We start from the raw sequence: 9,953 nt of genomic DNA, 5'->3' as shown, positions 1-9,953 counted from the left end.
ACATCCGGGGCAGGAACATCCCCCGCACACTCCACGCTGATCGGCGCCGGGTTGCTGGCCGTGGGATTCGTATTGTCTTCTACGGTTATGATCTGATCCTGATCTGCAGCTGAATTACCATTGTCATCTACCAGGCTCCAGGTCCTGGTGATTACAATACTACACGGATCTGATGCATCAACAGCATCTGAGTAGGTGGCCTCTCCTACTCCACAATTATCCGCCTCATCCGTGACATCTCCCGTCGCAGATACATTCGCATCATAGGCGCAGCTGGCATCCGAGTATATAGTAATATCAGCAGGAGCTGTGAAGGTGGGGGGGATCAGATCATTGTTATCCGTCAGAACAAGAGCACCATCGAGAGTGATTTCACAGGTCGTCGCCAGGGCATCCCTAATACGAACATCGTAGGTATTCGCGGACAAGTTTGTAAAAGTGCCCGAAGCCTGCCAGGAAGATCCTCCGTTTATGGAGTAGTCATAAGAACCACTTCCACCGCTGGGAGAAGAAATCGTAATTGAACCATCTGAACCGCCGATACAGGTTACTCCAACCGAATTGACGGTAGCATTCAGAACCGCAGGTTCAATAATAGTAAAGGTGCTATCCTGGGTACACCCGGCTGCATCTTTTGCTGTAAGGATATAATCCCCTGCTGATAACCCGGATACATCCTCACTGGTAGGTCCGTGACTCCAGGAAAAAGTATAGCCGGGAAATCCTCCCGATGTAGTGACATCAATGGCCCCATCACTTCCTCCGAAACAGGAAACATCGGTGATCGCCCTATCTATGACAATGGAGATGCACCACTGTCCGACACCAAGCTGGGTACCAAAGGTAGAAATACCTCCGGTAAGATTAGTACGATAAACAGTCGGGGGTACTGCGTCCAGATGGGTCCCGTCAAAAACCCAGGCCCCTCCATTGGTCCTCTTAATGACTCTGGAAGATGCGGCCAGGGTATAACTGGTGAATCCGTTGGCATCCATATCAATGTTGAAACCCGTACTGGCCAACCCGTTAGCAGCGGTAAAATCCCAGTATCCATCTGTAAACTGATCCGATACCGTATACCCGGTCTCTGAAATGGGTAAGCCTGTAGATCCCGGATCGGTGGGATTGAATTCTCCGATCAGGGAACCACCGACAAGAGCAGTAAAGTTCAGAGTGGCAAAATTTTCTGAACTTGTGGTTCCAACGGGATATAAGAAATCGATGCCTGTGCTATTTAACCAGCGCTCAAATTCACCTATGACCGTTCCCGAGGTATGGGTGAGCGTTCCAACATTGGCTGTGCTGGTACCGAGGGTAAGCCTGTTGGTTCCAACATTGATATTACCCTGTGTCATAGTCAGGGCATTGGAGGCAATCACATTACCGTTGCCTAACGTCAGGCCGGTACTGGAATTATTAACAATTAAGTTGTAAAAGGTCTCCCCCGAGGCATTGGAAATGGATTGAGCGGAGCTGCCATTAAAAGTGACCGTTCGTGTTCCTTCAGTAAATGTCCCCATATTGGACCAGTTCCCGGCCAGGGTGATATCATCGTTGCCGGAAGCTACGTCGAGAACAGCAGAACCCTCAATAGACAGGTTTCCGTTTATATCCAGGTTCCCCTGGGAACCTTTTGTTCCGGAATTTGAAAGTGTCAGGTTCCAGTACGCATCCTGAGGCGCCAGAACGTCCTGGTCAGCACCACCGTCATAATTAAACAGGTTGGCATCGAAATTGCAATACATCTGAAGCTGTGGATCGATACTGATACCTGCAAAGTTCCAGGTAGCTCCCGCCCTGTTGTAGATCTGAACTTCCCCGGCCCTTATATTCTGGAATCTACCCTCCTGATCAATCAGTCCGGAGTTATCAATCACAAACCTCCGTGTACCTGCATTTACATCCTGACCAAAATTTAAAATTCCTCCCGAATTATTGGTGATGGAATTGTCGTCTAGTTCGGTAATCAGATCATTTGCAACATAAATGGTCCCATTATTAATCAGCTCAGAATTACCGTTGTAAAAGCGGAATACATCCTGAACATATATGCTCCCTGTATTATCATTGGTAACTGTGATGTTGTCATCTATGTAGGCGAATTCATCCGTAACGGTTATATCCCCACCACCCGACAGGGTCAAACTTCCTCCACTATTCTCAAGCTCCAGATCCTCGATGGCGAAGGTTCCTTCATTCTCAATAAAGTTGCCGTCGCCATCCGATATAAATTCAATCTTGGAATTATTGCGGGTCCCGTCCAATTCTCCTCCGAATTGTACATTAATCCCTCCATCCCAGTTGATCTGCAATTCTTCGTTATTGGAAGTCCACTCCAAAAGGCCATTGTTATAAATGGTCACAAATCGGGCATACCCGTCCACATTTAATGCCACAGACTGCCCGTCATCATTCTCATTGATATGCACCTCACTAAATGCATCAGGAATACAATTACAAGTGCTCCCTCCTGAGGTATAGGACCATGTGGCCGGATCATTCCAATCGCCACCCGGTTGAATGGCATAACGGGAGTCCAGACTTTCATAGACCGTTACATTATCAAAATTATTGATTGCAGGGAGCCAGGTTATCTGTTGATAACTGCTGTTATTCATCCGGATAATAACCTGGATTGTACTTCCGTTAAAACTACCGGCAAATGCAGTTACCGTACCAAAATTACCGGACTGGTCCCCATCATAAAAAAGTGTCTCTGGTCCGCCATCCAGGGAGTAATAGGCTCTGACATAGTCATCCGGGCCATGTGTACTCAAAAAGCCCAGTGCAAACAGGTCAACACTTACCTTAACATCTGTGTAGGAGGAAATATCGACAACTTCTGAGGTCCATACCGCTTCACCGTCCGTATCCCTGCCTTCCAGGGCATTATTCCTAACCTCAAAATAGCCATTGTCTTCATCAGTAAAATCACAGGCCGTAACATCCACCGACCAGGCAGTCGCGCCATTGTCAACGGTAGTCCCGTCCGTCAAACCACTGAAATTCTCCAACCAGATAATGGTCTGGCCATAGCCGTCAAAAACGAAAAGCCCAGAAACAATAAGAATCAGGACTAATCTTAAAAAGTTTTTCCGGATAGTAGAGACAGGTTTTACTCCATCCCCAAAACTGGTTAAAGAAACAATTGACTTTTTTAGCTTAGTGGTTAGCTCTAGCATTAAAGCAATCTTCATTCAAAGCCATACCTAAAGATCATGGTAATCCCTTCATTATTGAGAATAATGTATGGTTATACGCAAGAAACCTGGTACAGTTTCAAAATTAACACATTCAGAAACTTATACTTTTCTGCACCTTGTCAGGTTATTAACAATCTGATAGAAGCATATCAGGTTTGATAAACGTTCTATTTCAAGTGATAAATCCCTAATTTCGATTTTTTTTCAATCCCCGGAAGGTCCAAACCGGATTGAGGTCCACAAAAAAAGCCACAACGTTATATATTTGCGGCCTTTTTCAATAAAACAGTGCAGGACTTATAAAGCCTTAATCTCTGTCACCAGCTTTTGTAAGGAATCTTTGGCGCTTCCAAAGAACATCCGGGTGTTATCGGCATAGAAGAGATAGTTCTCAATGGCGGCATAGCCTTTACCCATTCCACGCTTCATCACAATCACATTTTTGGCCTCATGAACCCTGATGATGGGCATCCCGTAGATGGGACTGGAGGGATCGTCCAGGGCAGCCGGGTTTACCACATCGTTGGCCCCGATCACCACTACCACATCGGTTTTGGGCATATCCGGATTGATCTCGTCCATTTCAATCAGTTTATCGTAGGGGACATCCGCTTCAGCCAGCAGCACATTCATATGACCGGGCATCCGTCCGGCTACCGGGTGGATGGCATATTTCACCTCTACCCCGTTGGCTTCCAGCAACTCGTCCAGTTCGCTGCAAATATGCTGGGCCTGTGCAACTGCAAGCCCATAACCAGGAACAATCACCACTTTACTGCTGTAGTTTAACATGACTGCCAGATCGGTCACCGATACTTCTTTCACCACACCCTTCTCCCGGTCCACTCCGGCTCCGCCTCCGCCAAAGGCTCCAATGATAACATTGATCAGGGAACGGTTCATGGCCTTGCACATCAGGAGGGTCAAAATCATGCCGGCAGCACCTACAAAAATCCCTCCCAGGATCATGGCCTGGTTCTGGTAAATAAAACCACCCATAGCAGCAGCAATCCCTGTCAGACTATTCAGCAGGGAGATCACCACCGGCATATCAGCACCTCCAATGGGCATCACAAAACTTACTCCATAGACCAATGCAGCTGCCAAGAGGATATAAACCAGGGTCTGCTGGGTTCCGGCTGATACTCCGCCGAACAGGATAAAGAACAGGAGGAACAAAACACCGGCAAGAATAATCAGATTGATGTAAGTCATCCACTTACTGAAAATATCCTTGATGTTCCCATTCAGTTTTCCATAGGCAATCATGCTTCCGCTGAAAGCGATGCTGCCGATGACCAATCCAAGAAGAGTAACGAGGGCACTCTGGTTTTCAGGATTTGAAAATTCTATGAGCGCCACCAGTGCGGATGCAGCTCCCCCGGTCGCATTGAAAAAAGAGACCAGCTGGGGCATGGCAGTCATCTTAATGCGGCGGGCAACCACTGCACCGATCAAAGCTCCCAGGGCAATAGCTCCGAGAATAATGGCCAGATTGTTTCCTTTGATTCCTTCCCCTGCTTCATCGCGATGAAGAACCATGGTGGCAATCATAGCCATAATCATACCAGAAGCTGCCCAAAGATTTCCGCGCCGGGCCGAATCAGGGTGGCTTAACAGTTTCAGGCCCACCACAAAAAAGAGGGCCGAAACCAGGTATATAAACTCAAGTATAATATCTCCGTTTGTTATATTCAGTGTATTCATGGCCAGGACCTATTTTTTCTTCTTTTTAAACATTTCAAGCATGCGGTCGGTAACCACAAAACCACCAATCACATTCAGCGTTCCAAAAAGCAATGCAAAAACTCCCAGGATCAGATTGAGCAAATTAAATCCCTCGCTCAGATTCGCCAGATCGGCATGACCCACCAGAATGATCCCGCCGATAATAATCACTCCGCTGATAGCATTGGCCCCCGACATCAGGGGGGTATGCAATACAGAAGGAACATTGGAAATCACCTCCAGGCCCAGGAAGATAGTCAGGGCAATTATAAAAATAGCCTCTTTGTTAGAATAGAAAAATTGTAATACGCTTTCCATATCTGTAAGTTATACGTTCAATAATTTTTTTTAGGCTTCCTTAACGCGCTCATTTACAAGGACGCCGTCACGGGTAATGCAGGTGAGCTGCACAATCTCATCCTCTACATCGAGGTTCACTTTCCCGTCCTCACCAATCATCATGTTCAGAAAATTCAGATAGTTATTGCCAAGCATTTTACTGGCATCTGAGGGCATGGTGGAGGCAAAATTGGAATTTCCGATAATAGTCACCCCGCCGTGGACCACCGTTTCGTCATTTTTTGTCAGTTCGCAATTTCCGCCGGTGGAAGCTGCAAGGTCAACGATCACTGATCCGGGTTGCATATCAGCTACCGTCTCTTTTGTAATCAGAACCGGAGCCTTCTTCCCGGGAATCTGGGCAGTGGTGATAAGCACATTTGCCTGTTTTGCATGTTGCTGGATCAACGCCGCCTGTTTCCTTTTGTATTCCTCCGTTTGCTCAACAGCGTAGCCTCCGGCGGATGCTTCGTCTTTGGCTCCTTCGACCTCCACAAATTTTCCTCCCAGGCTCATCACCTCTTCCTTAACTGCTGCGCGTACATCAAATACTTCCACAACGGCTCCCAGTTTCCTTGCAGTGGCCAGGGCCTGTAATCCGGCAACCCCCGCACCCAGAATCAACACCCTGGATGGTTTGACGGTCCCGGAGGCCGACATAAACATGGGAAAGAATTTCGGCACCGATCCGGCTGCCACCAAAACCGATTTGTATCCAGCCACCGTTGCCATGGATGAGAGCACATCCACCGCCTGTGCACGTGTGGACCTGGGAATCATGTCCAGACTGTAACTTATTACTCCCTCCCTGGCCAGTTTTTCAACCAGGGGCTTGTTGGACAGGGGCCCCAGGTTCGAGACCAGAATTTTGCCCTTAGGAATGCTCTCAGCAGGGTGAGTGATGCTGAATATCATATCCGCATCCTTTAAAACCTGTGCCCTGCTTCCAAGGCCGGCTCCGGCTTCCGTATAGTCTTCATCGGATGCAAAAGCCCTGAGACCCGCACCCTTTTCCACCAGGACCGAAAATTCTTTTTTTACAAGGCTGGCAACATGTTCGGGAAGAAACACCACCCTGTTTTCATGGTCACCTTCCTTCAATACTCCGATTGTCATTTATTGGAATTTTTATCGTTATAAGAATAGCTATAGCCTCAACAAAAACATGGTCACTATGTTCATTCAGAACTGATTAGTTTTTAAATATTGATCCATGGCTGCTGCAGCTTTTCTTCCATCACCCATGGCCAGTATAACGGTGGCTCCTCCCCGGACGATATCTCCCCCGGCGAAGACTCCCTCAACAGAACTGTGCATACTGTCCTCATCCACCACAATGGTCCCCCATCTGGAGACCTCCAGTTCCTTCATACTCGACGGAATTAATGGGTTGGGAGAAACACCCACACTTACTACCACGGTGTCCACATCCATGATAAACTCAGAACCTTCGACAGGGAAGGGTCTCCTTCTGCCAGAGGAGTCCGGCTCACCGAGCTCCATCTTCTGTACCTTCATTTTGCATACCCGGCCGTTTTCATCTGCATAGTATTCCACAGGATTATGAAGATTCATAAATTCCACTCCCTCTTCCCGGGCATGTTTGATCTCTTCATTACGGGCAGGCATCTCCTCAATGGACCTGCGATAGATAATCATGGAGCGCTCTGCTCCCAGTCTTTTGGAAGTCCTGACTGCATCCATGGCCGTATTACCGCCTCCGATTACCGCTACATTTTTTCCGGAAATTACCGGGGTGTCATAGTCCGGGTCGGCTGCATTCATCAGATTTACCCTGGTCAGATATTCATTGGAGGAGTATATACCGATATAGTTCTCCCCGGGAATATGCATAAAGTTTGGGAGCCCGGCACCACTGCCCACCATAAAGGCTTTGAATCCTTCCTTTTTCAGATCATCAATCGAAGCGGTAGCTCCCACAATAAAATTCTTTACAAACTTCACTCCCATTTTTTCCAGCACATCAATTTCCACATCAACAATGTGGTTGGGGAGTCTGAATTCCGGAATACCGTATTTCAGAACACCTCCTATTTCGTGCAGTGCCTCAAACACGGTTACATCATACCCCATCTTGGCCATATCCCCGGCGAAGGCCAGTCCGGCAGGCCCGGACCCGATGGAAGCCACTTTTATCCCGTTCTTTTCCGGTATATCCGGCACAGACATCTCTCCGCTGTTCTGCTCATAATCGGCTACAAAGCGCTCCAGATGACCTATCGCAACGGGTGTCTTTTTAAGCTTTTGGGTATAGAAACAAGCCTGTTCGCACTGAACCTCCTGGGGACAGACCCGGCCACACACGGCAGGAAGCGTATTGGTCTCCTTCAAAACCCTTGCTGAATCCAGTATCTCACCGGCTTCGATCTTCTTGATAAATTTTGGGATATTGATCCCGACGGGGCAGCCGGTGATACAAGTTGGATTCACACAATCGAGGCAACACTGAGCCTCCTTGCGGGCCTCCTCCAGGGAAAGGCCGCAGTTTACTTCCGTAAAATCTCTGTTTCGCTTATCCGGATCCTGCTCGGTCATATGCACCCGTTCAAGCTGGATTCGTTCTTTATTTTTCATATAGCCCCGCAGGGCCACTCTCCACTCCTGCTCACGTTCATTTTTTAAATATTCTGAAACTTCAGCCATTTCACTGCATCGATTTGGGGTGCTTTCTCAGGTAACTTTCATAAGCTTCTGTTTCGGAGGGCTTATAGGAATTTAATCTGAGGAGCATTTCATCAAAGTCCACTTCATGGGCGTTAAACTCCGGGCCATCCACACAAACAAATTTAGTTTCTCCTCCTACCGATACCCGGCAGGCACCACACATTCCGGTCCCATCAACCATCAATGTATTCAGACTAGCCACCGTGGGAATATGATATTTTCCTGTTAAGAGGGTGGCAAATTTCATCATGACAGCCGGTCCCACGGTCACTGCCAGATCAACCTTCTCACTCAGAATGACCTCCTCCATTCCCTTGGTTACTAATCCCTTTTTTCCATAAGAACCGTCATCGGTCATGATAATTACTTCGTCGGAATGTTCCCGTATCTGCTCTTCCAGAATAATCAACTCCTTTTTCCTGGCTGCCAGAACGGTTATTACCCGGTTGCCTGCCTGTTTAAAGGCCTCTACAATGGGCAGCAGTGGTGCCACACCTACCCCCCCGCCAGATGCCAGCACGGTTCCTACGTTTTCAATATGGGTGGGTAAGCCCAGGGGGCCCACCACATCAGTGATTTCATCACCTACCGCCAGTTCACAAAGTTTGGCAGATGTAACACCTACCTTCTGAATGATCAGGGTAATGGTTCCATTTACCACATCTGCAGCTGCAATGGTCAGCGGGATGCGTTCGCCTTTTTCACCGGTCTTCACAATCACAAAATGCCCCGCTTTCCTGCTTTTAGCAATATGAGGGGCTTCAATAACAAGTCGCACTACAGCCTCAGAAAAATATTCCTTTTCGATTATTCTGCTCATTCTTTATTGTTTTTTCAGGGTGCTATCCGGATCATAATAATACATGAAAAAAAGATCATTTCCGGTGCTATTTGTCAACTACATGTTATAAAGAATAAAAAAAATAATGCCTGGGCTGGTTCTGTTTTTTATACTTTTACTATTGGCGAATCAATGAATATCCATATATGAAAGACCTGAGAACATCGTACCTGGGGATGGAGCTTAAAAATCCAATCATTGCAGGGAGCAGTGGTCTGACCGGTACCCTTGACGGCATAGTATCCATGGAAAAGCATGGAGCAGGTGCCGTGGTACTTAAATCCATATTCGAAGAGGAAATCCTGCTGGAGGAGAAAGAGCTGCTGAAAGCAGCGAAAAAAAAACCGATGATCTACTCAGGATTATCGGAAACACTTGATTACCTCGACCTTCACATTCGTGAAAACAACCTCGGAACATATCTGCAGTTGATCAGAGATGCAAAAAAGGCAGTCTCCATCCCGATTATTGGCAGTATCAACTGCATCTCCACGGAAGACTGGATTCATTTTACCAGGAAGATGGAAGAGGCAGGTGCCAATGCCCTCGAGCTCAATATTTTCCTGAACCCCGCCGATTTTAAGAATAAAGAATTTGAAAGAGCCTATTTCAGGATCATCGAGAAAGTGCTCACGACTGTAACGATCCCTGTTTCCCTGAAGATAAGTAAATATTTCACCCGCCTGGGCCTCTCGGTAAAGGCCCTGAGCGAAACGGGTGTTGCTGGTCTGGTGATGTTTAACAGGTTCTATGCCCCCGACATTGACATCCAGAAAATGGAGCTTGCCAAACCCCGCTTGTTTTCTTCACCGGTAGAACAGTATGAAACACTCCGGTGGGTTGCCATCCTTTCGGAAAGGGTTAATATTCATATTGCAGCATCTACGGGCATTCACAATGGGGAAGATCTGATCAAGATGTTACTTGCCGGAGCAAATGCTGTTCAGGTGGTATCGACCCTTTATAAAAATGGTCCGGAGCAAATCGGCAGGATGTTGTCCAGAGTGGATCAATGGATGACCGGACAAGGATTCGATTCACTGGAGCAGTTCAGGGGGAAGATATCCAGGAAATACGGAGCTGATCCAGCTGCATTTGAAAGGATGCAGTTCATGAAACACTTCAGTGAGATAAGATAACAGGACCTGGTAAGCAAC

At 47.3% G+C, this 9,953-nt stretch carries 7 protein-coding genes; 1 reads left to right on the top strand and 6 read right to left on the bottom strand.

All coding sequences use genetic code 11. From position 1 onward, the window contains the following. From P1P86_08700 to P1P86_08675, 6 genes are all read right to left on the bottom strand, one after another. On the bottom strand, positions 1-3,014 hold a 3,014-nt coding region (locus P1P86_08700), incomplete at its 3' end, for a SprB repeat-containing protein (protein ID MDF1575252.1). A 486-nt stretch (positions 3,015-3,500) separates the two neighbouring features. Further along, on the bottom strand, positions 3,501-4,910 hold the full coding sequence (locus P1P86_08695; protein MDF1575251.1) for an NAD(P)(+) transhydrogenase (Re/Si-specific) subunit beta: 1,410 nt from the start codon (positions 4,908-4,910) through the stop codon (positions 3,501-3,503). Positions 4,911-4,919: 9 nt separating this feature from the next. After that, complete coding sequence (locus tag P1P86_08690; protein ID MDF1575250.1) at positions 4,920-5,249, bottom strand: NAD(P) transhydrogenase subunit alpha; 330 nt, start codon at positions 5,247-5,249, stop codon at positions 4,920-4,922. Between the two features lie 30 nt (positions 5,250-5,279). Then, positions 5,280-6,386: an NAD(P) transhydrogenase subunit alpha gene (locus P1P86_08685; GenBank protein MDF1575249.1), complete on the bottom strand. Its 1,107-nt coding sequence runs from the start codon at positions 6,384-6,386 to the stop codon at positions 5,280-5,282. Positions 6,387-6,452: 66 nt separating this feature from the next. Continuing rightward, on the bottom strand, positions 6,453-7,934 hold the full coding sequence (gltA, locus tag P1P86_08680) for an NADPH-dependent glutamate synthase (protein MDF1575248.1): 1,482 nt from the start codon (positions 7,932-7,934) through the stop codon (positions 6,453-6,455). A gap of 1 nt (position 7,935) precedes the next feature. After that, positions 7,936-8,775, bottom strand: a complete 840-nt coding sequence (locus P1P86_08675; GenBank protein MDF1575247.1) for a sulfide/dihydroorotate dehydrogenase-like FAD/NAD-binding protein — start codon at positions 8,773-8,775, stop codon at positions 7,936-7,938. A gap of 167 nt (positions 8,776-8,942) precedes the next feature. Between P1P86_08675 and P1P86_08670 the strand changes: the two genes are divergently transcribed. Continuing rightward, entirely contained in the window at positions 8,943-9,935 is a 993-nt protein-coding gene (locus P1P86_08670; GenBank protein ID MDF1575246.1) for a dihydroorotate dehydrogenase-like protein, read from the top strand. Positions 9,936-9,953: the final 18 nt, after the last annotated feature.

The organism is Bacteroidales bacterium (assembly GCA_029210725.1).
Classification (GTDB): Bacteria; Bacteroidota; Bacteroidia; order Bacteroidales.
The sequence above is the reverse complement of the archived record's forward strand: the minus strand, read 5'-3'. Positions and strand labels throughout refer to the sequence as shown.

Bases quoted from the DNA above. Each gene is read 5' to 3' on its own strand.
- P1P86_08695 (MDF1575251.1), bottom strand. From the start codon at position 4,910: ATGAATACACTGAATATAACAAACGGAGATATTATACTTGAGTTTATA.
- P1P86_08690 (MDF1575250.1), bottom strand. From the start codon at position 5,249: ATGGAAAGCGTATTACAATTTTTCTATTCTAACAAAGAGGCTATTTTT.
- P1P86_08685 (MDF1575249.1), bottom strand. From the start codon at position 6,386: ATGACAATCGGAGTATTGAAGGAAGGTGACCATGAAAACAGGGTGGTG.
- gltA (MDF1575248.1), bottom strand. From the start codon at position 7,934: ATGGCTGAAGTTTCAGAATATTTAAAAAATGAACGTGAGCAGGAGTGG.
- P1P86_08675 (MDF1575247.1), bottom strand. From the start codon at position 8,775: ATGAGCAGAATAATCGAAAAGGAATATTTTTCTGAGGCTGTAGTGCGA.
- P1P86_08670 (MDF1575246.1), top strand. From the start codon at position 8,943: ATGAAAGACCTGAGAACATCGTACCTGGGGATGGAGCTTAAAAATCCA.